This is a genomic window from Nocardioides sp. YJ-D4, from assembly GCF_054031495.1.
Genome location: NZ_CM132932.1, coordinates 1,502,598 through 1,527,575 on the forward strand (window position 1 = coordinate 1,502,598; position 24,978 = coordinate 1,527,575).

General features: G+C 70.1%; 26 protein-coding genes. 13 read left to right on the forward strand and 13 right to left on the reverse strand.

The features are described 5' to 3' along the window. Nucleotides 1-221 precede the first annotated feature (221 nt). The 3 genes from ACW14X_RS07260 to ACW14X_RS07270 are packed head-to-tail and all read right to left on the reverse strand — an operon-like array spanning nt 222 to nt 2,203. Complete coding sequence (locus ACW14X_RS07260) at nt 222-908, reverse strand: NUDIX hydrolase (RefSeq protein ID WP_457165153.1); 687 nt, start codon at nt 906-908, stop codon at nt 222-224. A gap of 10 nt (nt 909-918) precedes the next feature. Further along, nucleotides 919-1,626: a YoaK family protein gene (locus ACW14X_RS07265; protein WP_350838122.1), complete on the reverse strand. Its 708-nt coding sequence runs from the start codon at nt 1,624-1,626 to the stop codon at nt 919-921. A 25-nt stretch (nt 1,627-1,651) separates the two neighbouring features. Beyond that, nucleotides 1,652-2,203 (reverse strand): TetR/AcrR family transcriptional regulator, encoded by a 552-nt coding sequence (locus tag ACW14X_RS07270; protein WP_400458805.1) that lies wholly within the window; start codon nt 2,201-2,203, stop codon nt 1,652-1,654. An 84-nt stretch (nt 2,204-2,287) separates the two neighbouring features. Here ACW14X_RS07270 and ACW14X_RS07275 point away from each other — a divergent pair, with 84 nt between their 5' ends. Then, nucleotides 2,288-2,611 carry a DMT family transporter gene (locus tag ACW14X_RS07275; protein ID WP_160024812.1) on the forward strand — a complete coding sequence of 108 codons (324 nt, stop codon included), beginning with the start codon at nt 2,288-2,290 and terminating at the stop codon, nt 2,609-2,611. A 10-nt stretch (nt 2,612-2,621) separates the two neighbouring features. Here the strand turns inward: ACW14X_RS07275 and ACW14X_RS07280 are convergent, their stop codons facing one another. Then, nucleotides 2,622-4,283 (reverse strand): FAD-binding dehydrogenase, encoded by a 1,662-nt coding sequence (locus ACW14X_RS07280; RefSeq protein ID WP_457165154.1) that lies wholly within the window; start codon nt 4,281-4,283, stop codon nt 2,622-2,624. 137 nt (nt 4,284-4,420) lie between these two features. On the opposite strand from ACW14X_RS07280, the gene ACW14X_RS07285 reads away from it, so the two are divergent. Continuing rightward, entirely contained in the window at nt 4,421-5,332 is a 912-nt protein-coding gene (locus ACW14X_RS07285; protein ID WP_457165155.1) for a hypothetical protein, read from the forward strand. A gap of 10 nt (nt 5,333-5,342) precedes the next feature. On the opposite strand, the gene ACW14X_RS07290 is transcribed toward ACW14X_RS07285, so the two are convergent. Genes ACW14X_RS07290 through ACW14X_RS07300 form a run of 3 tightly spaced genes read right to left on the reverse strand, consistent with a single transcriptional unit; the run spans nt 5,343 to nt 6,802 of the window. Continuing rightward, nucleotides 5,343-5,642: a GNAT family N-acetyltransferase gene (locus ACW14X_RS07290; RefSeq protein ID WP_457165156.1), complete on the reverse strand. Its 300-nt coding sequence runs from the start codon at nt 5,640-5,642 to the stop codon at nt 5,343-5,345. A 56-nt stretch (nt 5,643-5,698) separates the two neighbouring features. Then, on the reverse strand, nt 5,699-6,163 hold the full coding sequence (locus ACW14X_RS07295) for a methyltransferase family protein (RefSeq protein WP_457165157.1): 465 nt from the start codon (nt 6,161-6,163) through the stop codon (nt 5,699-5,701). 60 nt (nt 6,164-6,223) lie between these two features. Beyond that, nucleotides 6,224-6,802 carry a TetR/AcrR family transcriptional regulator gene (locus ACW14X_RS07300; RefSeq protein WP_160024817.1) on the reverse strand — a complete coding sequence of 193 codons (579 nt, stop codon included), beginning with the start codon at nt 6,800-6,802 and terminating at the stop codon, nt 6,224-6,226. 137 nt (nt 6,803-6,939) lie between these two features. On the opposite strand from ACW14X_RS07300, the gene ACW14X_RS07305 reads away from it, so the two are divergent. Genes ACW14X_RS07305 through ACW14X_RS07320 form a run of 4 tightly spaced genes read left to right on the forward strand, consistent with a single transcriptional unit; the run spans nt 6,940 to nt 12,397 of the window. After that, nucleotides 6,940-9,420: an MMPL family transporter gene (locus ACW14X_RS07305; RefSeq protein WP_457165158.1), complete on the forward strand. Its 2,481-nt coding sequence runs from the start codon at nt 6,940-6,942 to the stop codon at nt 9,418-9,420. Between the two features lie 35 nt (nt 9,421-9,455). After that, the gene (gene recQ / locus ACW14X_RS07310; RefSeq protein ID WP_350838138.1) at nt 9,456-11,270 is read left to right on the forward strand and encodes a DNA helicase RecQ; all 1,815 of its coding nucleotides are present in this window, start codon (nt 9,456-9,458) and stop codon (nt 11,268-11,270) included. A gap of 44 nt (nt 11,271-11,314) precedes the next feature. Beyond that, nucleotides 11,315-11,896: a histone deacetylase gene (locus ACW14X_RS07315; RefSeq protein WP_350838140.1), complete on the forward strand. Its 582-nt coding sequence runs from the start codon at nt 11,315-11,317 to the stop codon at nt 11,894-11,896. A 24-nt stretch (nt 11,897-11,920) separates the two neighbouring features. Further along, complete coding sequence (locus tag ACW14X_RS07320) at nt 11,921-12,397, forward strand: DinB family protein (RefSeq protein WP_457165159.1); 477 nt, start codon at nt 11,921-11,923, stop codon at nt 12,395-12,397. A 7-nt stretch (nt 12,398-12,404) separates the two neighbouring features. Here ACW14X_RS07320 and ACW14X_RS07325 read toward each other — a convergent pair whose 3' ends face one another. After that, the gene (locus ACW14X_RS07325) at nt 12,405-14,033 is read right to left on the reverse strand and encodes an MFS transporter (protein ID WP_457165160.1); all 1,629 of its coding nucleotides are present in this window, start codon (nt 14,031-14,033) and stop codon (nt 12,405-12,407) included. A gap of 139 nt (nt 14,034-14,172) precedes the next feature. Here ACW14X_RS07325 and ACW14X_RS07330 point away from each other — a divergent pair, with 139 nt between their 5' ends. The 5 genes from ACW14X_RS07330 to ACW14X_RS07350 all read left to right on the forward strand — a co-directional run bounded on the left by ACW14X_RS07330 (nt 14,173) and on the right by ACW14X_RS07350 (nt 19,446). Then, nucleotides 14,173-14,811 (forward strand): LysE family translocator, encoded by a 639-nt coding sequence (locus ACW14X_RS07330; protein ID WP_457165161.1) that lies wholly within the window; start codon nt 14,173-14,175, stop codon nt 14,809-14,811. Nucleotides 14,812-14,895: 84 nt separating this feature from the next. Beyond that, complete coding sequence (locus ACW14X_RS07335; RefSeq protein WP_457165162.1) at nt 14,896-15,888, forward strand: DUF5829 family protein; 993 nt, start codon at nt 14,896-14,898, stop codon at nt 15,886-15,888. Between the two features lie 51 nt (nt 15,889-15,939). Continuing rightward, nucleotides 15,940-16,650: an IclR family transcriptional regulator gene (locus ACW14X_RS07340; protein WP_457165163.1), complete on the forward strand. Its 711-nt coding sequence runs from the start codon at nt 15,940-15,942 to the stop codon at nt 16,648-16,650. A gap of 90 nt (nt 16,651-16,740) precedes the next feature. Continuing rightward, nucleotides 16,741-17,958 carry an MFS transporter gene (locus tag ACW14X_RS07345; RefSeq protein WP_160024825.1) on the forward strand — a complete coding sequence of 406 codons (1,218 nt, stop codon included), beginning with the start codon at nt 16,741-16,743 and terminating at the stop codon, nt 17,956-17,958. 24 nt (nt 17,959-17,982) lie between these two features. Further along, nucleotides 17,983-19,446: a benzaldehyde dehydrogenase gene (locus tag ACW14X_RS07350; protein ID WP_457165164.1), complete on the forward strand. Its 1,464-nt coding sequence runs from the start codon at nt 17,983-17,985 to the stop codon at nt 19,444-19,446. On the opposite strand, the gene ACW14X_RS07355 is transcribed toward ACW14X_RS07350, so the two are convergent. Next, complete coding sequence (locus ACW14X_RS07355; RefSeq protein ID WP_457165165.1) at nt 19,434-20,414, reverse strand: SDR family NAD(P)-dependent oxidoreductase; 981 nt, start codon at nt 20,412-20,414, stop codon at nt 19,434-19,436. The genes ACW14X_RS07350 and ACW14X_RS07355 overlap by 13 nt on opposite strands. A gap of 83 nt (nt 20,415-20,497) precedes the next feature. Between ACW14X_RS07355 and ACW14X_RS07360 the strand changes: the two genes are divergently transcribed. Continuing rightward, nucleotides 20,498-21,037 (forward strand): TetR/AcrR family transcriptional regulator, encoded by a 540-nt coding sequence (locus ACW14X_RS07360; RefSeq protein WP_457165166.1) that lies wholly within the window; start codon nt 20,498-20,500, stop codon nt 21,035-21,037. On the opposite strand, the gene ACW14X_RS07365 is transcribed toward ACW14X_RS07360, so the two are convergent. The 3 genes from ACW14X_RS07365 to ACW14X_RS07375 are packed head-to-tail and all read right to left on the reverse strand — an operon-like array spanning nt 21,028 to nt 23,562. Continuing rightward, nucleotides 21,028-21,903 carry a carbohydrate kinase family protein gene (locus ACW14X_RS07365; protein ID WP_457165167.1) on the reverse strand — a complete coding sequence of 292 codons (876 nt, stop codon included), beginning with the start codon at nt 21,901-21,903 and terminating at the stop codon, nt 21,028-21,030. The two genes, ACW14X_RS07360 and ACW14X_RS07365, sit on opposite strands and share 10 nt — an antisense overlap. A 24-nt stretch (nt 21,904-21,927) precedes the next feature. Beyond that, entirely contained in the window at nt 21,928-23,115 is a 1,188-nt protein-coding gene (locus ACW14X_RS07370; protein WP_457165168.1) for a winged helix DNA-binding domain-containing protein, read from the reverse strand. A gap of 30 nt (nt 23,116-23,145) precedes the next feature. Then, nucleotides 23,146-23,562, reverse strand: coding sequence for a YkvA family protein (locus tag ACW14X_RS07375; RefSeq protein WP_457165169.1), 417 nt, complete (start codon nt 23,560-23,562; stop codon nt 23,146-23,148). Between the two features lie 153 nt (nt 23,563-23,715). Between ACW14X_RS07375 and ACW14X_RS07380 the strand changes: the two genes are divergently transcribed. Further along, complete coding sequence (locus ACW14X_RS07380; RefSeq protein WP_457165170.1) at nt 23,716-24,354, forward strand: dihydrofolate reductase family protein; 639 nt, start codon at nt 23,716-23,718, stop codon at nt 24,352-24,354. On the opposite strand, the gene ACW14X_RS07385 is transcribed toward ACW14X_RS07380, so the two are convergent. Continuing rightward, entirely contained in the window at nt 24,329-24,922 is a 594-nt protein-coding gene (locus ACW14X_RS07385) for an NUDIX domain-containing protein (protein ID WP_457165171.1), read from the reverse strand. The genes ACW14X_RS07380 and ACW14X_RS07385 overlap by 26 nt on opposite strands. Between the last annotated feature and the right edge of the window lie 56 nt (nt 24,923-24,978).

Below are 24,978 nucleotides of genomic sequence, written 5' to 3' on the forward strand. Positions count from 1 at the left end.
TTTCAGGGGCTGGCACTGGCGTTTCGGCGTTGTAACGACCCTTTCAAGAGAAACTCTCGAACAGGGCGTTCGATCCCGAGACGCGGCGTCCGCTGGACAAGAATGCCGTGACTGTTGTCTAGTTACCCAACGCGTTCGGCCGCGTCGTGTGTGCCGTCCACCACACCGAGTTCGCCGTTATCGGTTCGTGATCAGCCCGAGACCTTTCGGTGACCAAACCGTCAGGTCGTACGCCGCAGCAGCGGCGGGTGCAGGTGCTCGGCGGAGCCCCGGCGGAAGAGCTGAGCCGGCCGGCCACCGTCCCGGGTCGTCGTGGCGCCCGTGGGCTCGAGGAAGGCCTCGGTCTTGGTGACCTTGCGATGGAAGTTGCGGGGGTCGAGGCGCTCGCCCCAGACGATCTCGTAGACCCGGCGCAGCTCGGCGACGGTGAACTCCTCGGCGCAGAACGCCGCACCCAGCGGTGAGTACTCCAGCTTGGAGCGCGCGCGCTCGACGCCGTCACGCAGGATCGCGGCGTGGTCGAAGGCGAGGCCGCCGCCGGCCAGCAGCGCGTCGACCGGCCACCACTGCGCCTCCGCCGCGTCCGACCCCGCCGCGGGCACCGGCAGGTCGGGCGCCAGCGCGAGATAGGCGACGGTCACGACGCGTGTCCGCGGGTCCCGCCCCGGAGAGCCGTACGTCGCCAGCTGCTCGACATGCACGCTGCCCGGCCGCATGCCGGTCTCCTCCGCGAGCTCGCGTGCCGCCGCCTCCTCAAGACCCTCGTCGTCGAGGACGAATCCACCCGGCAGCGCCCAGGCGCCTCGATAAGGCTCGATGCCGCGGCGTACGACCAGGGCGCAGAGCGCGTCGTCACGCACGGTGAGCACGACGAGATCGACGCTGACCGCGAACTTGGGGCACTCCACGTGGCAGACCCTAGATGATCGAGCGGTGCACCCGGGCGTGCCAGGCGCCGAGGATGGTGGCGAGCCCGATCAGGATGCCGGCCAGCAGCAGGCCGCCGCCGGTGTGCCACAGCAGCATCCCGGCGCCGGCGGAGGCGCCGAGCAGGATCAGCAGGATGGTGATCACGCGCCGCGCAGTGCCGCCACCACGGAAGGACGCCTTGCCGGAGCCGAGCGGTGAGTCGGCCGCGAGGCCCGTGATCGTGCTGGTGACGACGACGGTCGTCACGTCCTTGACCGCGATGTGGCGAGCGGCAGCCGCCTGGGTCCCCATGGCGACCGCGGCGAGCGTGGTGGTCGTGATCATCACCGCGCTCGAGGGCTCGTCACCGGTCACGAAGAGCAGCCCGGCCAGCACCAGCATCATGACCGCGACCAGGGAGAACAGTGCGGTCGTGCGCCCGCTCCAGGCCCGCTTGTCGGCCTTCAGCACCCGCCCGCCGAGCGCGGCTCCGGCCATGAACCCGACCAGTGCCAGCGCCGGCCCGAGGACCGGGAGGCCGGTGTCGCCGACCAGCGCCATGCCGAGGATGACCACGTTGCCGGTCATGTTGCCGGTGAAGACCTTGTCCAGACCGAGGTAGCCGACGGCGTCGTTGATGCCCGTGGTGAAGGTGAGCACGAGCATCAGCCACAGGTGCATACGGTCGGCGGGGATCGTCTTCAGCAGCGAGTTCACCCGCCGCATTGTGCCGAACCCTCGATCAGCCCTCGGCGATCGCTCCCGCGGCCGCGGCGAGATCCGCCACTCCGGCGGCGAGCTCGTCGGGCCGGTCGGTGGCCAGGTCCAGATGGAAGCCGAACAGCGACGAGTCGACGAGCGTGACGATGCGGCCCGCACGCTCGGGCGGCGCGCCACAGGCGGTGAGGTAGTCGCGCAGCGCGGCGTACCACAGCTCGTTGGTCTCCCGGACGACCGAGCGATAGGGCTCCATCCCGATCAGCCCGGTCGCGGCCGCCTGCAGGTAGATCTGCAGGCAGCTGTGCAGCGGCTCGGTGCGGTAGGCCCGCCACAGGGTCTCCACCCCGGCGCGTACGTCATCGGCCGGCTCCAGCGCGGCGATCGCTGCGACGGAGAGCTCGTTGGTGCGCGCCACCACCGCGGCGACGAGCTCGTCGCGCCCGCCGAAGTGGTAGATCAGCATCCGGTCGCTGGTGCCGATCGCCGCCGCCAGCGGACGCAGGGTCAGGCCGATCAGCCCGTGCTCCAGCACGTGGTCGACCACCTGCCCGAGGAGCTCCTCCTTGCGGTCCATGAAAAGCATTATGCCCAACATGTAGCGACTGCTACATTTGGCATGATGTAGCAGTCGCTACATGCGCCTCAGGAGGACCCGAAGATGTACGCCGCCATTCTGCTCGTCGCCGCCATCGCGATCGAGGTGGTCAGCACCGCGCTGCTCCCACGCACCGAGGGCTTCCGCAACCTCGGCTGGTCGGTCGCCGTCCTGGCCGGCTACGGCGCCTCGATCTGGCTGCTCTCGGTGGTCGTGGAGCGGATGCCGGTCTCGGTGGCGTACGCCATCTGGTCAGGCCTCGGCACCGCCCTGGTCGCGGGCATCGGCGTGATGTTCCTCGGTGAGCACCTCACCGCCGCCAAGGCCGGCTTCCTGGCGATGATCGTCGTCGGCGTGGTCGGGCTGAACCTCTCCGGCGCCCACTGAGCCGACCGGGTCAGATCGCCGCGGCCGCCGCTCGGCCCGCCGTACGTCCCGAGAACAGGCAGCCGCCGAGGAACGTGCCCTCGAGCGCGTTGTAGCCCATCATCCCGCCGCCGCCGAAGCCCGCGACCTCGCCGGCCGCATAGAGCCCCGGAAGCGGGGTGCCGGCGGCGGTCAGGCAGCGGCCGGACAGGTCCGTCTCGAGCCCGCCGAGGGTCTTGCGGGAGAGGATGTGCAGCTTGACCGCGATCAGCGGGCCGGCCTCGGCGTCGAGGATCCGGTGGGGCTTGGCGGTGCGCTGCAGCTTGTCGCCACGGTAGTGGCGGGCGGCGTACAGCGCGGTGATCTGAGCGTCCTTGGTGAAGTTGTTGGCGATCTCGCGGTCGCGGGCCTCGATGATCCGGCGCAGCTCGCTCTCCTTGATCTGCGGGCCGGTCGGGTCCTTCTCCGCGAGGCCGTTCATGCCGTGGACCAGCGCGGTGAGGTTCTCGGCGACCACGAAGTCCTCGCCGTGCTCCATGAAGCTCTTCACCGGGCCCGGGCCCTTGCGCGCCCGCTCGGCGAGCAGCTTGATGTCCTTGCCGGTCAGGTCGGGGTTCTGCTCCGATCCGGAGAGCGCGAACTCCTTCTTGATGATCTTCTCGGTGAGCACGAACCAGGAGTAGTCGTAGCCGGTCTGACGCAGGTGCTTGAGCGTGCCGAGGGTGTCGAAGCCGGGGAAGAACGGCGCCGGGAGGCGCTTGCCGGTCGCGTCCAGCCACAGCGAGGACGGACCGGGCAGGATCCGGATGCCGTGGTTGGCCCAGATCGAGTCCCAGTTGCGGATGCCCTCGACGTAGTGCCACATCCGGTCGTCGTTGATGATCTTGGCGCCGGTCGCTCCGGTGATGGCGAGCATCCGGCCGTCCACGTGCGCCGGGACGCCGGAGACCATCGACTTCGGCGGGGTGCCGAGCCGGGCGGGCCAATGCTTGCGGACGAGGTCGTGGTCGCCGCCGATGCCGCCGGAGGTGACGATCACGGCCTGGCCGCTGAGCTCGAAGTCCTCGACCTCCGTGCGCGAGGAGGCATGCCCGCGCTCGATGTCGCTGGGCTCGAGAACCTTGCCGCGTACGCCGACGACGGCCCCGTCCTCGACCACGAGATGGTCCACGCGGTGCCGGAAGGCGAAGGTGATCCGGCCGCTGTCGGCGTGGGCACGCACCCGCCGCTCGAACGGCTCGACCACGCCCGGCCCGGTCCCCCAGGTGATGTGGAAGCGCGGCACCGAGTTGCCGTGGCCGTCCGCGCGGCCGTCGCCACGCTCGGCCCAGCCGACGACCGGGAAGATCCGGTGGCCCATCTGACGCAGCCAGGACCGCTTCTCGCCCGCCGCGAAGTCCAGGTACGCCTCGGCCCAGCGCCGCGGCCACAGGTCCTCGTCACGGTCGAACTGGGCAGATCCCATCCAGTCCTGGAGCGCCAGCTCGGGTGAGTCGTGGATCCCCATCCGGCGCTGCTCGGGGCTGTCGACGAGGAAGAGCCCGCCGAGGCTCCAGAAGGCCTGGCCGCCCAGCGACTGCTCCGGCTCCTGGTCGACCAGGAGGACGCTCTTTCCCGCGTCCGCGACCTCGGCCGCTGCTGCCAGGCCGGCGAGGCCGGCTCCTACCACGATCACGTCGGCGTGCTTCGTCATGTCGGCAGATCCTGCCACCATATCTACCCGCGAGTACATGGAACCTGTCGCCCGACCGTTCCGTCAGATGGACAGTTGTCGGACTCGCACCCCGAAGCGACCGTCGATCGGTGCCCGAGCGGATAGATTTTTTGATCGTGATCGACCCCAAGGTGATGGCCAAGAGGCAGCAGAAGTGGGTCCAACGCGGCATCGACCGCACCGAGACCTGGCTGGGCCGTAGTGGCAGCAGACTCGGTCCGCTGATCCCGCACATCGCCACCGCCGGGGTGCTCACCGGGGACGAGGACCACGGCTGGATCCCCCAGGGCCTGGCGTACTCCCCCGAGGCCGAGCTGCTCCTGCAGGGCTACTACGGCGACAAGCTCGGCTCCGCGCTCGCTCTGATCGACAGGCCGTCGGGCGAGCTGATCAACGCCGTCTACCTCGGCGGGCCGAAGGGCAGCGTCAGCGGACCGGTCAACGCCGGCGGCGTCGCGGTCATCGGCGACGAGGTCTACGTGTGCCGCGAGGGGAACCCGCCCCGCCTCTACCGCTACTCACTGACCCAGATCGTCCACGCCGAACCGCTCTCGACCGTCTCGACCGTCTCCCCGTTGGTCGCCCTCGCCGCCGGCTCCTACCTCGCCGCCGCGAAGGACCTGCTCTACGTCGGGTCGCACGCGAACAACCGCCTCTACAAGTACATCCGCAAGGACGACACCTGGCAGATCAAGACCCCGATCGGCGTACGCACCCCGGTCGGCACCCAGGGCGTCGTGGTCCGGGAGGAGGAGTACGTCTTCAGCGTCAACCGTGGTCCGGCCCGACGCAGCCAGCTGATCGTGCAGGACCGGGTCACCATCCGGCCCCGCGCTCTGCAGTGGCTCCCGCACCTTGCCGAAGGCGTCGCCGAGGTCGGGGACGAGTTCTTCGTGACCTACCAGTCGGGCGCCAGGCCCTACTCCCGCGGGTCCTCCCGGGGCCAGACCTGGCCCTCGGCCCACATGACCTGCACTCCCCTGGCCAAGCTGGGCCTGGAGCCGCGGAAGTCGGCCGACTCCCTCTGATCGAGCCTCGTTATCGGGCCGGCCAGTCGGTGATGTCGGCGTACTCCTCGCCGTGCCGCTTCAGCCACCCCGCGACGTACGGGCAATGCGGAATGATCCGCTTCCCCTTCGCCCTCACGTCGGCCAACGCGAAGGCCACCAGCTTCGAGGCGAGCCCCTGCCCGTTGTAGGCCTCCTTGACCTCCGTGTGCACGAAGTCCACGTGCTCGTCGTCGGGCAGCCGGTAGGCCGCCAGCCCCGCGACGGTCTCGCCGTCACGGATCTCGTAGCGATGCCTGGCCGGGTTGTCTACGTACTCGATCTCGCTCACGCGCCTATTCTGCGCATAGTCGTACGTCGGTGGTGTCGAGAACGGTGTGGAGGAGCTCAGCCACGCGGGACACCCCGGACCGGACCGAGCCATCGGGGCGTGGCGCTCCGGTAGGAGTCGTACGCCTCGCCGAAGCTCCACGACAGGGCGCGCTCCTCGGCGGGGATCTGGGTGCGGTCGATGACGGCGACGAAGGCCGCGACGGGGACGAGCGGAAGCCAGCCACCGCGGAGAACGGCGTGGGCGGTGAGGAGACCGGCCATGCCGACATACATCGGGTTGCGGGTGTAGCGGAACGGCCCGTCGGTGACGACCGCAGTCGCACCCTCGGGCTCGAGCGGGTCGAACGTGGTGTCCTTGTGCTTGAACCCCCGGGCGGCTCCGCCGGCGACATAGACCGAGCCGGCCGTGAGGAGACCGGCCGCGACGGACCGCACGAGCGTCGGTCGGCGGCCCCGAGCGAGCAGATGCTGGGCGGCGAGGCCCACGGCGACGTAGACGGGCGGCGGCACCTTCGGCATGCCTTCCACCGTAGCCGGGCCGCGAAGGTCCGTATCCCTCTTTCTTGGGTAAAGGGAAGTTCAGTGCAAGAGCGCGCGAACCAGGCGCTCGGCGACGTCCGGAGCCGGCTCTGTGCGCTCGAGGGAGTGGAGCACGAAGCCACCGACCAGGGCGCGCACGAACTCCGTGACCGGCAGGTCGGCGGGCAGCTGGCCGGCCTCGACGGCCGCCTCGATGCGGGTCGAGACGGTGGCGGTGATGCCGAGCGCGTCGTTGAGGCGGGTGCCGATGTCGGGGTTCTCGCAGGCGGCCGCGACGAGCGAGCGGACGAGGCCGTCGTTGCCGGGCTGGGCGACGAGGTCGATGAGGCTCTGCATCCAGGCGATCAGGTCGCCGCGGATGTCCCCGGTGTCCGGTACGACCGGGTGGTCCGGCAGCAGCAGGTCCTCGATCATGGCATCGGCGACGACCGCGCTCTTCGAGGGCCACCAGCGGTAGATCGTCTGCTTGGAGACACCGGCCTCGGCCGCGATTCCCTCGATGGTGAGGTGGTCATAGCCCTGGCTGGCGAAGAGCCGCCCGGTCGCGTCGAGGACCGCCATGCGAGCCTCCTCGCTGCGTACGGCACCCCTTCGGCGCACTCCTGCTGACGCTGGCATGAACGGCATCCTAAGAGCCCGTGGCATCTCCTGGCCACGGCACAGGTGTGACACATCACTCGCTCAGCAGCCCTTGTCCATCGGCGTACAGGTGATTAACTGGACGCACCGTTGCGTATTACCGGAGGGATGCCGTCATGGCGGAGCTGTTGTACCGATTGGGCAAGTCGGCCGCGCGCCGCGCCTGGCTTGTGATCCTTGCCTGGGTGCTGGCGCTGTCCGGCGCCGCCGGGGCGTACGTCGCCTGGTCCGGCGAGCTCACCACCAGCTTCGACATCCCGGGCCTGCCCTCGTCCGAGGTGGTCGACGAGCTCCAGGAGGGGCTGCCCGACCTGGCCGGCGGCTCCGGCACGATCGCCTTCCGGACCGAGGACGGCACCCCGCTCAGCGCGACCCAGAAGCAGGAGATCCGGGCGCTCATCACCAGCGCCGAGGACCTCCCCGACGTCGCCGCGGTCACCGACCCGTTCCAGACCGAGGCCCAGCGCAAGGCGCAGGCCGAGAAGGTCACCGAGGGCCAGGCCAGGCTCGAGGCCGGCCGGACCCGGCTCGACAGTGCTCAGGCCAGGCTCGACAAGGCGCAGGCCGACATCGACGCGGCCCGAGCCCAGCTGCAGGCCGCCGGGATGCCGACCACCCAGATCGACGCCCAGCAGGCCGCCCTCGACAAGCAGCAGTCCAAGCTCGACGACAGCGCCGCCGACCTCGAGGCCAACACCGCCAAGGCCGAGAACGGCGCCGAGCTGCTCGAGCTCTCCGAGGAGATCCGGATGGTCTCCGCGGACGGTTCGGCCGCCCTGGTCAACGTCGCCTACTCCGTCGGCCGGCTGGAGATGTCGGAGGAGACCAAGAAGGCCACGGTCGACCACTTCACCGACAACCCGATCGACGGCGTCGAGATCGGCGTCTCCTCCGACATCTCCCAGGAGGCGCCCAACCCGATGGGTCCCGGTGAGATCGTCGGCGTCGGCGTCGCCGCGATCGTCCTCCTGGTGATGCTCGGCACGATCATCGGCGCCGGCGTCCCGCTGGTCACCGCGCTGACCGGAGTCGGCATCGGCGCGCTCGGCGCGCTCTCCCTCTCCGGCGTCGTGCAGATGGCGTCGATGACCCCGATCCTGGGTCTGATGCTCGGCCTGGCGGTCGGCATCGACTACTCGCTCTTCATCCTCAACCGGCACCGCAAGCAGCTGCTCCACGGCGCCGACGTGAAGGAGTCGATCGCGCTCGCCAACGGCACCGCCGGCACGGCGGTCGTCTTCGCCGGCTCCACCGTGATCGTCGCGCTGGTCGCCCTCAACATGACCGGGATCCCGTTCCTCGGCCTGATGGGCTCGGTCGGCGCGGCGTGCGTCGCGATCGCCGTCCTGGTCGCGATCACCCTGACCCCGGCCATCCTCGGCCTCGTCGGTGGCCGCATCGTCTCCAAGCGCGCCCGGAAGAAGGTCGCCGAGCAGGACGCCGCCGAGGCCCACGCCAAGCCGATGCCCACCTGGCGTGCGCTGGTCACCGTCGTCGCCTCCGTGGTCGCCCTGCTTGCTCTCGCGGTCCCCGCCCTCGACATGCGCCTCGGCCTGCCCGACGGTGGCTCCGAGCCCGAGGGCTCGCTGGCCAAGACCGCCTACACGATCACCGAGGAGAGCTTCGGCGCCGGCGCCAACGGCCCGCTGCTGGTCGCCGCAGAGCTGCCCGACGGCCTCAACGAGGCCGGCATCCAGCGATCCCAGCTGACGGTCGCCAAGGCTCTGGCGGACCTCGATGACGTACGCGCCGTGGCCCCGGCCGCGGTCTCCGAGGACGGTCGCACGGCGGCCTTCCAGGTCGTCCCCGAGGAGGGCCCCAACAGCGTCTCGACCAACGAGCTGGTCAACGCGATCCGGGAGATGCCGGCGGTCAACGGCGACATCACGCTCGGCGTCGCCGGCGCCACCGCGGTCGCGATCGACGTGTCGCAGGGGCTCAACGACGTACTCCTCCCCTACCTCGCCGTCGTCGTCGGCCTCTCGCTGCTGATCCTGATCCTGGTCTTCCGCTCGATCCTGGTCCCGCTCATCGCGACCGGTGGCTTCGTGCTCTCGCTGCTGGCGACGTACGGCGTCGTGGTCGCGGTCTTCCAGAAGGGCATCGGCGCGGAGTGGATCGGCCTCGACAGCACCGGCCCCATCCTGAGCTTCCTGCCGATCCTGCTGGTCGGGATCCTCTTCGGCCTGGCGATGGACTACCAGCTGTTCCTGGCCTCCGGCATGCGTGAGGCGTACGTCCACGGCGCCCCGGCCCGCATCGCCGTCGCCCAGGGCTTCCGGGCCGGGCGTTCGGTCGTGATCGCGGCCGGCCTGATCATGGTCTCCGTCTTCGGCGGGTTCATCTTCGCCGAGTCGGTGATGATCCGCTCGATGGGCTTCGGGCTCGCGCTCGGGGTGCTGCTGGACGCGTTCATCGTCCGGATGCTGCTGATGCCGGCGCTGATGCACCTGCTCGGCCGCTCCGCCTGGTGGCTGCCGAAGTGGCTCGACCGCATCCTGCCGAACGTGGACGTCGAGGGTGCCGCACTCGAGCGGGCCCACGGCGCCGACGAAGCCGACGGCGCCACGGTCAAGCGGGAGAAGGTCTCTGTCTGAGGAGACCGTCGGTGGCGGCCGATAGGGTCACTCGCGTGAATGCGCTGACTCCCGAGCTGGATGTCCTGCGCCGCGTCTTCGGCTACGACGAGTTCCGCGGCGAGCAGGCGGAGATCATCGCGCACGTCGCCGGCGGCGGCGATGCGCTCGTCCTGATGCCGACCGGTGGCGGGAAGTCGCTGTGCTACCAGATCCCGTCCCTGGTAAGGGCCGGGACCGGGGTGGTCATCTCACCGCTGATCGCGCTGATGCAGGACCAGGTCGACGCGCTCTCCGCACTCGGCGTACGCGCCGGCTTCCTCAACTCCACCCAGATGCCCCACGAGCGGCAGCAGGTGGAGAAGGCGCTGCTCGCCGGTGAGCTCGACATGCTCTACCTGGCCCCGGAGCGGCTGCGAGTGCCCGAGACCGGCCGGCTGCTCGACCAGGCGAAGATCTCGCTCTTCGCGATCGACGAGGCCCACTGTGTCTCCCAGTGGGGTCACGACTTCCGGCCCGACTACCTGCAGCTCTCCCACCTGCACGAGCGCTGGCCGGAGGTGCCGCGGATCGCGCTGACCGCGACCGCCACCGCCGAGACCCGGCGCGAGATCGCCTCCCGGCTCAACCTGGAGGACGCCCGCCACTTCGTGGCCTCCTTCGACCGGCCCAACATCCAGTACCGGATCGCCCCGAAGGACAAGCCGGCCAAGCAGCTCCTCGACCTGATCCGCACCGAGCATCCCGGCGAGGCCGGCATCGTCTACTGCCTCTCGCGCAACTCGGTCGAGCGCACCGCCGCGACCTTGGTCGGCGCCGGGATCCCGGCGCTCCCCTACCACGCGGGTCTCGACGCCAGGACCCGCGCGCAGAACCAGTCCCGCTTCCTGCGCGAGGACGGCATCGTCATGGTCGCCACGATCGCCTTCGGGATGGGGATCGACAAGCCGGACGTACGCTTCGTGGCCCATCTCGACCTGCCCAAGTCGGTCGAGGGCTACTACCAGGAGACCGGCCGGGCCGGGCGTGACGGGCAGCCGTCGACCGCGTGGCTGGCCTACGGGCTCGCCGATGTCGTCCAGCAGCGGCAGATGATCGAGACCTCCGAGGGCGACCGGGCCCACAAGCACCGGCTCGGCCAGCACCTCAACGCGATGCTGGCGCTGTGCGAGACCGTCGACTGCCGGCGGGTGCAGCTGCTGCGCTACTTCGGCCAGGGCGCCGAGCCGTGCGGCAACTGCGACACCTGCCTGGCCACGCCGGAGTCCTGGGACGGCACCGTTCCCGCCCAGAAGGTGCTCTCCACCGTCATCCGGCTCGACCGCGAGCGCAACGGACAGCGCTTCGGGGCCGGGCAGATCGTCGACATCCTGCGGGGCAAGGAGACCGAGAAGGTCCGCCAGTTCCGCCACCACGAGCTCTCGGTCTTCGGGATCGGCACCGACATCGCCGAGAGCGACTGGCACTCCGTCATCCGGCAGCTGCTGGCCCGGGAGATGCTCGCGGTCGACACCCGCTACGGCGTCTTCTCGGTGGCCGAGGCCGCCGGCCCGGTGCTGCGCGGCGAGCAGCAGCTGATGCTCCGCAAGGAGCCGCCGCGGCAGGCCCGTCGCAGCTCCGGGGAGCGGAAGCCGAAGGTGGCCGCCGCCGACCTCTCGCCCGAGGCCGCCGAGGTCTTCGAGCGGCTGCGGGCATGGCGCGGCGAGGTCGCCAAGGAGCAGGGCGTACCTGCCTACGTCGTCTTCCACGACGCCACGCTCCGCGAGATCGCCACCCGCCTGCCGGCCAGCCGCGAGGAGCTCGGCACGATCAGCGGGATCGGCGAGGCGAAGCTGGAGAAGTACGCCGACGGCGTGCTCGCCGCTCTCTAGGTCGCCGGCTGCTCGCTCCCGCACCCTCGGTAGGCTGCGCCGCGATGAGTTCTGAGGTCTGGTACGTCAGCTATGGGTCCAACATGTGCCGCGACCGTCTCCGCGCCTATCTCCTCGGTGGCCAACCGGAGGGTGCGCGGCGGTCGTACGTCGGGGCCCGTACGCCGGTCATGCCCGTCGACGACGCCGCCGTCGATCTCCCCGGGCGACTCTATTTCGCGGGTGAGTCGACGACGTGGACCGGTGGGGTGGCGTTCTACGACCACGACGCGGCCGGGTCGTGGACTGCTGCCCGGGCCTTCCGGATGACCGCCGAGCAGTTCGCCGACATCGCCGCCCAGGAGATGGACCGGCTGCCCACCGTCGGCGACCCGATCGAGAAGGTCGTCATCGACGGGCTCGAGAAGGGCCGCCACGAGGCGGGCCCGGGCCACTACGAGACCCTGATCGAGGTCGGTCGCCGCGACGGCCTCCCGATGCTCACCTTCACCGCGCCCCACGGCTTCGACGCCGTCCCGCACACCCAGCCGTCGGCTGCGTACGTCTCGATGCTCGTTCGCGGGCTCGAGGAGTCACGCGGCTGGGATCACCTGCAGGCCGAGGCGTACGTCAGGGAGCGCTGCTGAACGGCGCCCGGCTAGCCTGCCCGCATGAAGATCGGACAGGCGGACGAGCGCGCGCTTCTCGAAGGAATGGTCGACATCCAGCGGGACGAGATCAACGCCATCCTCGAGGACCTCGACGACGAGGAGGCGCGACGGCGGTTGGTGCCGTCGCTGACCACACCGTTGGCGCTGGTGAAGCATGCGACCTTCGTGGAGAAGGTGTGGTTCCACGCCCGGGTGGCGGGCGTGCCGCGCAAGGAGATCGGGCTGCCCGACACCGTCGACGAGAGTTTCCTGCCGGACCCCGAGGACACGGTCGAGTCCGTCCGGGCGGCCCACCGCGCGGCCTGCGAGCGCTCCCGCGAGATCGCTGCCGAACACGAGCTGGACGATGAGTTCGACTGGCACGGCAACCCGGTGTCGCTGCGGTTCATCTATGCGCACATGATCCAGGAGCTCGCCCGCCACGCCGGGCACGGCGACATCCTCGTGGAGCAGATCAAGGCTTCCCGCGTCGCCTAGCTGTTGCTCATACCTCGCTCGAGACGGTCGGCTCGGCACCGGGCTGCCTGGTAGGCACTCGGCGGGCGAAGAACAGGGCGACGAGAGAGATCAGCGCGAGCACCGACAGGGCGGCCCGCAGCCCGTCGAGGCGGGAGGCCGAGTTCTCCTCGATGATCGCGGCGGACGTACTGTCCGGCACGCCGGCGTCGGCCAAGGCGTCCTCCAGCTCGTCGTCAGGGACGAAGGGGATTCCTCCAGCGAGTTCGACCGCGGCGGTCGAGGAGAGGCTGTCGGGGACGTCGGGGTTGTTCTGGATTCCGGTCAGGAACGACGAGGTCAGGGCAGAGATCAGCACGGCGCCCGCAAGGGCTGTGCCGATCGACGCGCCCAGGTTGGTGACCGTGTTCTGCAACCCGCCGACTTCCGGGCTCTGCTCGTCGGGGACCGCAGAGACGGTGACGCTGCCCAGCTGCGAGGCCAGCGCTCCCACGCCGAGTCCGGCCAGCAGCATCGGCCAGGTGACGACTTCGGGCCCTACGCCGACCTCGAGCGAGACCAGCAGAGAGACGTTGCCGGCGAAGAGGGCGGCGAACCCGACCCTGACCACCCTGCGGGGCGAGGCGTCCGGAAAGAGCTTCGGGATGCCGACCGCGGCGAGCAGCAGGGTGAGGGACAGCGGAAGGATGCGCACCCCGGTCTCGACCGCGGACAGTCCGAGGGCCACCGACAGGAACAGCGGCACCGAGAAGAACAGGCCGGCCTGCAGGAGATACTGGAAGAAGAAGGACGTCAGGCCGCCACGTAGCACTCCGTTGTCGAGGATCGCCGGGTCGATCAGCGCTGACCTCCCCTCCTGTTGGCGCCGTCGCTCCCATCCCAGGAACGCCCGGAGCACGAGTCCACCGGCGATCACTAGCCAGAGGACAGGTGAGACGCCGAGCCATGACGGCGCCCCCTCCTTCGAGATCAGGAAGCCCCAGGCCCCCGCGCGCAGGATCCCGAACACGACCAGGCCGAGCCCGAGCGCCGATATCACGGTGCCCACCAGGTCGAGGCGTGCGCTCGGGTCTGCCGGCGCGTCCGTCATCCTCTTGGTGAGGAGCAGGATGCCCAACACGATCAGGACCTCTCCGGCGAACACCCACCGCCATGAGGCGTACGTGGTGAGCATTCCGCCGATCAGCGGTCCTGCGGCCACTGCGATCGCTCCTGCTGCCGCCACCAGTCCATAGGCGCGCGGTCGTTCGGCCCGAGCGAAGTTCGTGGCTACGAGCGAGACGATCGCCGGCATGATCAGCGCGGCCCCGACACCCTCCAGGAACGACCATCCGATGAGGAGCACGGTCAGGTTGGGAGCCAGTGCCGTCGTCGAAGAGCCGACACCGTAGATGACGCAGCCGATCGCGAAGGCCCGCTTGGTGCCCAGCAGCTGGCCCACCTTTCCGCCTGTGATCATGAGGCTGGCCATCACCAGCGTGTAGAGGGTGATGGCCGTCTGGATACCCGTGACCGTCGTGTCGAGATCCTCGGCCACCGTTGCGATGGAGACGTTCATGACCGAACTGTCCAATGTCATCAGGAACTGCGCCGAGGCGAGCGTGAACAGGACGGCTCCTGATCCGGCGGTCACCGCTGCCCCTGTCATGTTGGTCATGACAGCCATTCGAGACGACCCGCGCGACGTGCGAATCACCCATGGTGCGTGATCCGGACCGGGACCGTGCGCCCGAACCTCGTCTCGCCTGCCAGAAATGGTTCGTACGTCTGGACGGCCGTGCCGGAGAATCAGAATCGTGCCGTCCCTGAACCAGTTCGCCGCCTTCGCGCTGGCCTCTTTCGTCTTCATCCTGATCCCGGGCCCGAGCGTTCTCTTCGCCCTCGGCCGGGCTCTGACCGCCGGGCGCCGCGATGCGGTGCTGTCCGTGGGTGGCAACGCGTCCGGCCAGTTCATCCAGGTCCTGGCGGTGGCCATCGGGCTCGGCGCGCTCGTGGCCGCGTCCGCGACGGCGTTCACGGTCGTGAAGCTGGTCGGCGCTGCGTACGTCGTCTATCTCGGGATCCAGGCGATCCGTCACCGCGGCGATGCCCGCGCGGCCCTGGACGGTGGCGAGGTTGCGAGAGTGAGCGGGTGGGGCGCGGTCCGCACCGGCATCATCGTCGGCGCGACGAACCCGAAGACGATCGTCTTCCACCTCGCGTTCCTGCCCCAGTTCATCGACACCTCGGCGCCGGCCGTTCCGCAGATCCTCCTGCTGGGTGCGATCTTCTCGGCGATGGCCTTTGCCTGCGACTCCGGCTGGGTCTTCGCTGCCAGCCGTGCCAAGGCCTGGTTCGCCCGCAAGCCCAAGCGTCTCGACGGCCTCGGCGCCGGTGGCGGCGTTGTGATGATCGGACTCGGCGCCACCTTGGCGACCGCATCCCACGGCGCCTGACCGACCCGAGCCGAGCGCCGGCAACCGGCCGCCAGCCGCCGAATTCCGAAGACAGGAGCGCCTCGGTCATCGAGACTGGGACGCATGCGGACTCCACTCTCGGGCCTCATCGCGGCCGCACTCGCCTCGCTCGCCATCACCTCGGGGGCCTTGGCGACTCCTGCCCACGCCACCGAGCCTGCTCGCGCCGAGGAGGGGCGTCCCGACCCGCTCCTGGCCTTCAACCACGCCTGGGCGATGGTCGACCGGGAGACGGCCGACGCGATCGAGCACTCCGACTACCTGGGCGAGTTCGCCGATCGCCGGATCAGCACCGGCAACGACGGGACCTCGACCTGGACCGGTCGCTACCTGCTCGGCAAGGAGATCTACCTGGAGTTCTTCGGTCCGGGCGACGCTCCCGACGCGGTCGTCGGTGACACCGGGCTCGCCGTCTCGGCGGACGACGACGGCGACCTGGCCATCGCGGCGGACAACCTGCGCGACCTCGTCGCCGACCCGGTCGAGTTCACCCAGGTGACCGATCTCGGCGACGGCAACCTGATCCCGTGGTTCGACGCCGCCTACACGACCTCGACCTACGACACCTTCTTCTCCTGGGCGATGGAGTATCGCGACGAGTTCCTCGACGACCCGCGGCTCTCCTTCCCGCCCCCGGCCTACGAGGGCGACGTCAGCCGCGACCGCTACAACCGCGACCGCTATCTCGACCACCAGCTGCGCGACGTCATCGGCATCCAGATCGCCACGACCGCCGCCGACATCGAGAAGATGGTGCCGCTGTGGCGCGCAGCCGGGATCACCATCCGGGTCCTCAAGGACGGCGGCGTCCTAGCCTTCGACGGCATGACCACGATCCGCCTGCTCCCGGTCCCGGCCGAGGAGGCAGGCGTACGCCACATCATCCTCGCCCTCAACGAGGCGGCCGAGGAGCCTCACACCGAGACGATCGGCAACTCGACGCTGCACGTCGGTCCCGGGGCGTACGCGCTGTGGACCTTCGACCCGGTCGAGCCCACCGCGACCGCCCGCTCCCAGGGGTCCGGCAGGCCGCTCCACCCCGCGTTCGGCGGCTGAGGAGTAATCTCCGCAGCAATGGCAGGGAACACCCGACAGACTGGCACGAGCGTGACCAGCCGGGCACTTGCGATCCTGAGCGCTTTCGACGAGCAGCACCGGTCGATGTCGCTCAGCGACATCGCGGCCCGCGCGGACCTTCCGCTCGCCACGACCCATCGGCTCCTGGGCGAGCTCTTCCGGTGGGGTGCACTGGAGCGTCTGCCCTCCGGCGAGTACGTCATCGGCCGGAAGATCTGGGACATCGGCCACCTGGCCCCTGCCGAGACCGGGTTGCGCCAGGTCGCCGAACCGTTCCTCCACGACCTCTACGGGGCGACCCTGGCCACCGTCCATCTCGCCGTACGCGAGGAGCTCGAGGTGGTCTACCTCGACCGGCTGCGCGGCAACCAGTCCGTCCCGGTGGTGAGCAAGGTCGGCGGGCGCCTGCCGCTGCACACCACCGGCGTCGGCAAGGTCCTCCTCGCCCACGCTCCGGTCGAGGTCCAGGACGCGGTGCTGGGCGCCCTCACCCGGATCACCCCCTACACGATCACCCAGCCGGGCGTCCTCCGCAGGCAGCTGCGGCAGGTGCTCGACAAGGGCTACGCCACCACCCGCGAGGAGATGAGCCTCGGCGCCTGCTCGATCGCCGTCCCGATCCATCGCCGCGACGAGGTGGTCGCCTCCCTGGGTCTGGTGGTGCCCACGCTCAAGGGCAGCGAACAGAGACTGCACGGCGCACTCCGTGTCGCCGCACAGTCGATCGGCCGGCGGCTCTGAGGAACGTCGGCTAGGAAAATTTTGGCGATGCTTCCACTGAGTGGAAGCTGTGTCGATACTCACAGGGCGAGTGCTCGTAGGTTCGCCCCCATGAATGTGTCCGCAACCACATCGTCCACCGTCAGTGGCGATACCCGGAGCCTGTGGCCGGTCGTCCTCTGCTGGCTCGCTGTCGCCCTCGATGGCTATGACCTCGTCGTTCTCGGAGCGGTTATCCCCACGTTGGCGGGGACCGGCGCGCTCGGGTTCACCGAGGCGTCACTGACCACGGCCGCCACAGTCGGCCTGATCGGCGTCGGCATCGGCGCCGTGGCCATAGGACCGCTCGCCGACCGGTTCGGCCGTCGCCGGACCCTGATCAGCAGCATCGCGCTGTTCTCGCTGCTCACCCTGGCCGTCGCCTTCGCTCCGAACGCCACGGTGTTCATCGTGCTGCGCTTCCTGGCAGGTCTGGGCCTGGGCGCCTGCCTGCCGACGGCCCTGGCGTTCATGAGCGAGCACGCCCGCCAGGGACGCTCGGGCACGGCCATGACCCGGATGATGACCGGCTACCACGTCGGAGCCGTACTCACCGCTCTGCTGGCCCTGTGGGTGATCCCGCACCTGGGCTGGGAGGCGATGTTCGTGATCGGCGGCGTCGCGGGCCTGCTGACGGTCCCCGTGATGTGGGCGAAGCTCCCGGAGTCGCAGGCCTACCTGGAGACTGTCGAGGCGGAGAAGGTACATCCCTCCGAGGTCGTTCGCGGCCGCCTGCTGTGGGTCAGCCTGGGCCTGTGGGCGGCGTCGTTCTGTGGACTGCTGCTGGTCTACGGCCTCAACACCTGGCTGCCGACGATCATGGGCGAGGCGGGCTACTCCCTCGACGCCGGGCTCGGCCTGCTCCTCACCCTGAACGTCGGCGCCGTGATCGGGCTCGTCCTGGCGGGCCTGATCTCCGACGCCAAGGGCAACAAGCCGACGGTGGTGACCTGGTTCGGCGTCGCCGCGCTGATGCTGGCCCTGCTGTCGATCAAGATGGAGAGCAGCTTCCTGGTGTACGCGGCGGTGCTGGCCGCCGGCATCTTCGTCTTCAGCGCGCAGGTGCTGGTCTACGCGTTCGTCAGCCACCTCTACCCCGCCCGGATCCGCGGCACGGCGCTCGGCATGTCCGCCGGCATCGGCCGGGTCGGCGCCATCGTCGGGCCGTTCCTCGGCGGCGCGCTCCTCACCGCCGGCATCGCCTATCCGTGGGGCTTCTACGCCTTCGCCGGCGCGGCCGTGATCGCCATGCTGGCTCTGCTGACCGTGCCGGCGCACCCAAGCAACTGACCACCCGACATTCAGGAGCACACCATGTCCGTTCTCGACTCCGTCGACTGGTCCGGCAACATCCTCAAGGCCGGCGCCTGGCAACCCGGGCGAGGAGGCGACTACGCCGTCGTCGAACCGGCCACCGGCGCCGAGCTGGGCAGGATGGGGCTGGCCACCGCGGCCGACGTGGCGGATGCCGCCGCAGCAGCCGCCGAGGCCCAGCTCGAGTGGGCCGCACTCCCCCACCCGGAACGCGCCGCCGTCCTGCGCCGCGCCGGCGACCTGTGGCAGCGGCATGCCGAGGAGATCACCGGGTGGAACGTCCGTGAGGTCGGCGCCGTACCCGGTATGGCCGGGTTCGCACTCCACGTCGCGGCCGAGGAGTGCTACGAGGCCGCCGGCCTCCCGAGCCGTCCGAGCGGCGAAGTCATCCCGTCCGAACAGCCGCGTCTGTCGATGACACGCCGCATGCCCGCTGGGGTGGTCACCGTCATCGCCCCCTTCAACGTGCCGATCATCCTCGGCATCCGCTCGGTCGCCCCTGCCCTCGCCCTCGGCAACGCCGTCATCCTCAAGCCGGACCCGCGCACCGCCGTGACCGGCGGCACGCTGATGGCCCGCATCTTCGAGGAGGCCGGCCTGCCCCCGGGAGTGCTCCAGATGCTGCCCGGCGGCGCCGACGTGGGCGAAGCGCTGATCACGGATCCCCACGTCCGGGTCATCTCGTTCACCGGCTCCACCGGCGTCGGCCGCCGCATCGGTGAGCTGGCGGGCAGGCACCTCAAGCGTGCCCACCTCGAGCTCGGCGGCAACTCCGCGCTGCTGGTCCTCGATGACGCCGACGTCGAGGCCGCCGTCAACCTGGCGGCGTGGGGCTCGTTCTTCCACCAGGGCCAGATCTGCATGACGACCGGCCGACACCTGGTCGCCGCCAGCATCTACGACGACTTCGTCGAGGCCCTCGCCGAGAAGGCCAGCCACCTACCGGTCGGCAATCCCGCCACCGACGAAGTCGCCCTCGGCCCCGTCATCGATGCCGGCCAGCGCGACAAGATCCACGGTCTGGTCACTGCGTCGGCGGATGCCGGTGCCGTCATCGCGGCCGGCGGCACGTACGAGGATCTCTTCTACCGGCCCACAGTCCTGGCGGACGTCCCGATCACCGCGCCGGCGTACGCGGAAGAGGTCTTCGGCCCCGTCGCACCGGTGACCAAGGTCGAGTCCGTCGAGGACGCGATCGAGCTCGCGGCGGCCAGCGAGTACGGCCTGTCCCTCGGCATCGTCACCAAGGACGTCATGCGTGGCCTCGCGGTCGCGGAGCAGATCCCGACCGGCATCGTCCACATCAACGACCAGACCGTCAACGACGAGGCCAACGCGCCGTTCGGTGGCGTCCGCGCGTCCGGCACCGGGTCCCGGTTCGGCGGCGCCGAGGCCAACATCGAGGCGTTCACCGAGACCCGGTGGATCACCATGCGGGGTGAGCCGGCGCGCTACCCGTTCTGAGCCCGCGACCCTGACGGGTTTGCAGGTGAGGTACGGGTAGCTCCCGCGGAGGACAAGTCGACGGTCACGCCGGCCATCTCCTCGAGCGCCTCCCACACGCGCGCGACGACGCCCGGCCCCGGGTCGATCGTGTGCGGCAGCGGGGTCAGGCGTACGGGAGGGCCGGCGATCTTCGCGGGACCGAAGTAGTCGCCGCCGACCGCGTCCGGGTCGACCAGGGCGCGCACCCCGGACCAGGCCGCCGCGTCCTTGCCCTGGGCCCAGGGCGTGTACGGGTTGCGCCGATAGCCGACGCTGTCGTCCCGGATCCCGGCGCGCCGGGGTGTCTTCGCGTCGACCCCGACTCCGGGGTGGGTGAGGATCGAGGCGACGGGCAGCCCCGCTGCGCGGAGCCGGCGGTCGAGCTCGTAGCCGAAGATCTCGGTGAGCGTCTTGGCCTTGACGTACGCGGCGATGCCGGTGCGCGGCGTCGCCCGCGGGTCGGACACGTCCAGGTGGAAGCGCCGCACGAACCCGGTCGAGGCATGCACGATCCGGAGCGGGTAGGCGGTCCCGGTGGACCGCGCGGAGAGGAGCCGAGCGACGAGGCCGAAGTTGGCGACGGTGTGCGCTCCGGTCATGAGCGGCAGGCCGTCCGTCGTCCTGGCCCGGCGGTCGAGCTGCATCGGGGCACCGTTGAGAAAGATCCCGTCGAGCCGCGGCAGCGCGGCGAGCTGATCGGCGCCCTCCTCGACTGATGCGAGCGAGGTGAGGTCGAAGGCGACCGCGCTGGTGACCGCGTCCGGGACCTGTCCGCGGATCGCGGCCGCGGCGACGCCGATCTTCTCGGGCGAGCGCGAGGCGAGCACCACTTCGGCGCCGGCCGCTGCGAGCTGCTCGGCGGCGAAGTAGCCGATTCCTCCGGTGGCGCCGGTGACGGCATAGACGCGACCACGTAGATCGGGCAGGTGAATGGGGTCCCAGGTCATGGATGCTCCTCTAATCGGATAGATGATCCGTTTCAGGATATACCCAAAGCGGATAACTCATCCGAATCGCGTAGGCTGTGCCCATGTCCCCGCTACGTTCGGACGCAGCTCGCTCCCGCGCGAAGATCCTCGACACGGCCCGCGCGCGACCGGTGGCCGACCTGCGTCTCAACGAACTGGCGCGTGCAGCCGGCGTCGGCGTCGCGACGGTCTACCGCCACTTCCCCACGGTCGACGCCCTCGTGGAGGCACTCAACCTCGATGCGCTCGAGCAGCTCGTCGCCCAGGCACGCGCGACAGCCGCGCTCCCCGATCCCGGCGAGGCGTTCACCACGTTCGTACGCAGCGCCGCCCTGTTCCAGGTCGAGCACGAGGGTCTCCAGGCGATCCTGCTGTCCGAGGAGGTCTCACCGGCCGCACGCACGCTCCGGGACGAGCTCTTCGGGCTCGCCGAGACCACCCTCGAGGCGGCCATCCGCGATGGCGCCGTGCGTCCCGACATCACCACCAGCCACCTGCAGCGCCTCGTCTGCGGGGTCGAGCACGCCGTCCGCCTGGGCGACGGGACCGACCGCGACCTGCTCCTCGACGTGATGTTGTCCGGGCTCTCTCCTCACGCCTGACGGCGGACGGCCTTCTGAGCGAGGGCCGGGTGGAGGTGCTCGGTCTCGATCGCGACCCTGGCCTGTTCGGCGGCGGCACGAAGGGCGACGTCCACCGGCTCCGTACGCAGCCACGCGGCCAGGAAGCCGGCCATGAAAGCGTCGCCGGCACCGTTGGTGTCGACGACGGTGGCCGGTGTCGCCGCGACCTCGTGCCGGGTCCCGTCGGCCTCGAGCGCGATCGCTCCCTTCGCGCCGAGGGTGCAGACGGCGAAGAGGGGACCGCGGTCGAGACACGAGGCCATCAGCCCCCACGGGTCCTCGGTGCCGTCGTCGTTCATGAACACGCCTTCGGCGGCGCGAAGGAAGGGCTCGTGGAAGGCGGTGGCGCCGTCGTAGTCGTGCAGGTCCATCCACAGCGGCGCCCGTCGGGCGGGCATCGCCTCGAGCACCAGCCGACCGAGCTCGCTCAGGTCGATCACCGCGAGGTCCGCGGCGGCGACCGCGCTCACCGCCGCCTCGACCGCTTCGGTGGACGGGATCGAGGGGGTCGAGACGTACAACGAGACCCGGCCCCCGCCCTCGGCCATCAGGTTGACGTGCCGTTCGGTCTGCTCGCTCGCGATCGCCTCCATGACGACCCCCGCCTGCTCGAGCCGCTCGCGCAGCCGCACGCCGTCCTCGTCGTCACCGACAGGAGCCCACAGGCGTACGTCGATGCCGAGCCCGGCCAGATGCAGCGCCTTGCCCGCAGACGTGCCGCCGACCGTGTGCCACGCGCGACGCGCGAACTGCATGTGTGGCACCGGCTCGGGCAGCCGGTCGAGCTCGATCAGGTGGTTCCAGGACGCGGGGCCGCAGACGACGACACGGGGAGCAGACGACATCGCCCTATTCCAGCACCATCGCGGTCAGTAGGTGGTGACGTCCACCGACACCGACGACGCCTCCCGCAGCGGCCCGATGCTCTCCGCCTCCGCGACCAGGGCGTCCTGATGGCGTCGGCTCAGCGCCTCGAACGCCTTCAGGTCGACGCGCAGCCTCCGCCCGCTCTTGCGGGCGCGCCAGGTGCCGACGATCTCGCCGTCGACGAGCATCGTTCCGGGATCGCCGACGGTTCTCCAGACGTCCCGGTGATGGGCCTTGCCCACGATGGTGTCTCGATCGCGCAGCTGGGTGTAGGGATCTCGGGGCGGAAGAAGCCGCACGCCCGTGGGCATCCTCGCCGTTCGGAGTGCGTCGAGATCGGCGGCGAGGGCCCAGGCGGGGCCGCCGAAGTCCAGCTCGACCAGCTCGTCCTCGAGACTGCTCCACCACGGATCGACGTCCCCCGCTCGCACCCCGAGCCACGTCGCGAAGTCGCTTCGGGTCGACGGGCCGTAGCAGCGCAGGTAGCGCCGAAGCAGCTCGCGGCGAGACGCCACGGGATCCGTCTCCGCGACAGGACGTCCGAGCCATTCCTCGGTCAGGACGAACGGAGCCTTGTTCCCGGTGCGTGGTGCGAAGCAGACGGTCCGCTGCAGCGCGAGCAGGCGGACGCAGAAGTGCACGACCGCCTCCCCGATGGGCTGCCCTTCGGCGTACGGCCCCTCCTCGTTCCAGACCGCTCGCTGCCGGTCCGTCAGCTCGGGGGCGATCCGTCTGGCCACCTCGGCTCCGAGCTCGTCGATCGCCAGCTGCCGTCCCGGCAGCACCTCACGAGTGGCCGCTGCGACGATGTCGACGGCCTCGGTGACGGTCAGCCCGAGTCTGTCGACCGCCTGCTGGACGCCCAGCAGGAAATGCCGCCGCGCTTCCTCGGTCACAGGAAGCACACCTGTCGTGAAGATGTACGCCTCGGCGGTCGGGACATAGTAGGGAGCACCCCGCATGCTCCAGGTCAGCAACAGCTCCCGACCCTCGACGGCGTCGGCAACCAGGTCAGCCGAGACACCGTCGACCCGTGCGTGGAACGCCAGCAGCGCCGACCCGGGAGGAGAGTTCTGGATACCGCACCGTCCCGCAGCCGCTACCAGGCCCTGCTCTCCAAGTCGGGCATCGAGCTGGTGCGATGCCAGCCGGAAAGCCACCACACGCTCCCGTTCGACTCGCTCGGCCACCGACCCAGCGTACGTCTGCTGAGCGAGGAGCTACTTCGGGTCGAGGCCCGCGATCAGGACCAGCGCGGCGAAGCCGTCGTCGGTGCCCGGCCACTGGGCGCGAACCGCGTCGATCCCGGCGCGACGGACGACACCGCGGAGGACGGCGGCGACGATGATCGCGTCGTCGGCGTAGCCCAGCACCGGAATGAAGTCGGGCACCAGGTCGATCGGCAGGGCGAGGTAGACCATGAGCAGCCCGAGCCTGATCCGTACGCCGCGAGGCATCGATCTGTCGGTCGCAAGCCGACGCAGCAGCCGCACCACGTCGGGCAGGATCCGCAGAGCCTCACGCAACAGGTCGCCGCGCGGGCGGACGACGAGCAGCGCGACGATGAGGCAGAGCCAGGTGAGCAACAGCGCCGCAGCGATGCCGATCGCCAGGTCCCACCAGAACGAACCGGTCATCCTCACCCTCCGAGCCACGCCGCGCTCCGTGGTGGCGCCGCACCTGGCGATTCCATCACGGCCGCCGGAGAAAGGCGTCGTCGTCTCCGTCCTCGAGCAGTACGCTCGATCGGACGCCGAGCTGACTCGTCGTCATGGTTCACGGAGGAACCCATGCCACTCACCAGAGTCCACAATCTTTCGATCTCGCTCGACGGCTTCGCGACCGGGGAGCCGCAGTCGGCCGAGGCGCCGTTCGGCCATGCCGGCGAGCGCCTTCACGAATGGATGTTCGCCACCCGCTACTGGGACTCGTCCGGCGGCGCGGGCGCGGACGACGCCTTCGCGCAGCGGCACAGCCAGGGCATCGGCGCCGAGATCATGGGCGCCAACAAGTTCGGTCCGCCGGGGTGGCAGGACGACCCCGAGTGGAAGGGCTGGTGGGGTTCCAACCCGCCGTTCCACTCGCCGACCTTCGTCCTCACCCACCGGCCGCGTCCGCCCGTGGAGATGGAGGGCGGCACGACCTTCTACTTCCTGGATGCGCCTCCGGCCGAGGCGCTGGCGGCCGCGTTCGAGGCGGCCGACGGTCAGGACGTACGCCTCGGGGGCGGCGCGACCGTGGTGCGCGACTTCGTCGCAGCCGGGCTCGTCGATCTGATGCACCTGGTCCAGGTGCCGATCGTCCTCGGTCGTGGCGTACGCGTCTGGGACGGCCTGGAGGGAGCCGAGAACGACTACGACATCGAGGCGGTCTCGACGCCCAGCGGCGTCACCCACCTGACCTTCACGCGTAAGCCTGCCGGCTCCTGACGCGGGCGAAAGGTCCGTCGAGGGCGGCCCACTGCAGGAGCATGACCGTCTTGCCGTCGATGATCCTGCCGTCCCGGGTCATCGCCAGCGCCTCGGCGAAGTCGAGCTCGAGCACCTCGATGTCCTCGCCCTCCTCGGCGACTCCGCCCCCGTCTCCGATGCGGCTCGCCGGCGTGTAGGCCGCCGCGAAGAAGTGGAGCCGCTCGGTCACCGACCCGGGACTCATGTAGGCGTCGAAGACGTGGTCGACGTCGGTGAGGCTGATACCGAGCTCCTCGGCGCTCTCCCGGCGGATGGCGGTGACCGGGTCGTCGGCATCCAGCAGCCCCGCAGCCGCCTCGATGAGGAGCCCGTCAGGATGGTCGTTGACGTAGACCGGATATCTGAACTGCCGCGTCAGCAAGACCGTGCCGCGCTCGACATCGTAAGGAAGGAGCACGGCGCCGTTCCCGCGGTCGTACGTCTCGCGCTGCTGCGTCTCCCAGCGCCCGTCCCGTCGGCGGTAGTCGAACGTGGTGCGCCTGAGTACGTGCCACCCCTGCGAGGTCAGCTCGACGTCTCGGACCACGACGTCGGGGTTGCGGGTCAGCTCTCGACCGGCGCGGTCGAGACCGATGCGGCCTC

What these genes read in the sequence shown, in the direction of transcription:
- ACW14X_RS07270 (WP_400458805.1), bottom strand. Translation starts at nt 2,203, where the DNA reads ATGGACCGCAAGGAGGAGCTCCTCGGGCAGGTGGTCGACCACGTGCTG.
- ACW14X_RS07275 (WP_160024812.1), top strand. Translation starts at nt 2,288, where the DNA reads ATGTACGCCGCCATTCTGCTCGTCGCCGCCATCGCGATCGAGGTGGTC.
- ACW14X_RS07280 (WP_457165154.1), bottom strand. Translation starts at nt 4,283, where the DNA reads ATGACGAAGCACGCCGACGTGATCGTGGTAGGAGCCGGCCTCGCCGGC.
- ACW14X_RS07295 (WP_457165157.1), bottom strand. Translation starts at nt 6,163, where the DNA reads ATGCCGAAGGTGCCGCCGCCCGTCTACGTCGCCGTGGGCCTCGCCGCC.
- ACW14X_RS07300 (WP_160024817.1), bottom strand. Translation starts at nt 6,802, where the DNA reads ATGCCAGCGTCAGCAGGAGTGCGCCGAAGGGGTGCCGTACGCAGCGAG.
- ACW14X_RS07305 (WP_457165158.1), top strand. Translation starts at nt 6,940, where the DNA reads ATGGCGGAGCTGTTGTACCGATTGGGCAAGTCGGCCGCGCGCCGCGCC.
- ACW14X_RS07315 (WP_350838140.1), top strand. Translation starts at nt 11,315, where the DNA reads ATGAGTTCTGAGGTCTGGTACGTCAGCTATGGGTCCAACATGTGCCGC.
- ACW14X_RS07320 (WP_457165159.1), top strand. Translation starts at nt 11,921, where the DNA reads ATGAAGATCGGACAGGCGGACGAGCGCGCGCTTCTCGAAGGAATGGTC.
- ACW14X_RS07325 (WP_457165160.1), bottom strand. Translation starts at nt 14,033, where the DNA reads ATGACCAACATGACAGGGGCAGCGGTGACCGCCGGATCAGGAGCCGTC.
- ACW14X_RS07335 (WP_457165162.1), top strand. Translation starts at nt 14,896, where the DNA reads ATGCGGACTCCACTCTCGGGCCTCATCGCGGCCGCACTCGCCTCGCTC.
- ACW14X_RS07345 (WP_160024825.1), top strand. Translation starts at nt 16,741, where the DNA reads ATGAATGTGTCCGCAACCACATCGTCCACCGTCAGTGGCGATACCCGG.
- ACW14X_RS07350 (WP_457165164.1), top strand. Translation starts at nt 17,983, where the DNA reads ATGTCCGTTCTCGACTCCGTCGACTGGTCCGGCAACATCCTCAAGGCC.
- ACW14X_RS07355 (WP_457165165.1), bottom strand. Translation starts at nt 20,414, where the DNA reads ATGACCTGGGACCCCATTCACCTGCCCGATCTACGTGGTCGCGTCTAT.
- ACW14X_RS07360 (WP_457165166.1), top strand. Translation starts at nt 20,498, where the DNA reads ATGTCCCCGCTACGTTCGGACGCAGCTCGCTCCCGCGCGAAGATCCTC.
- ACW14X_RS07365 (WP_457165167.1), bottom strand. Translation starts at nt 21,903, where the DNA reads ATGTCGTCTGCTCCCCGTGTCGTCGTCTGCGGCCCCGCGTCCTGGAAC.
- ACW14X_RS07375 (WP_457165169.1), bottom strand. Translation starts at nt 23,562, where the DNA reads ATGACCGGTTCGTTCTGGTGGGACCTGGCGATCGGCATCGCTGCGGCG.
- ACW14X_RS07380 (WP_457165170.1), top strand. Translation starts at nt 23,716, where the DNA reads ATGCCACTCACCAGAGTCCACAATCTTTCGATCTCGCTCGACGGCTTC.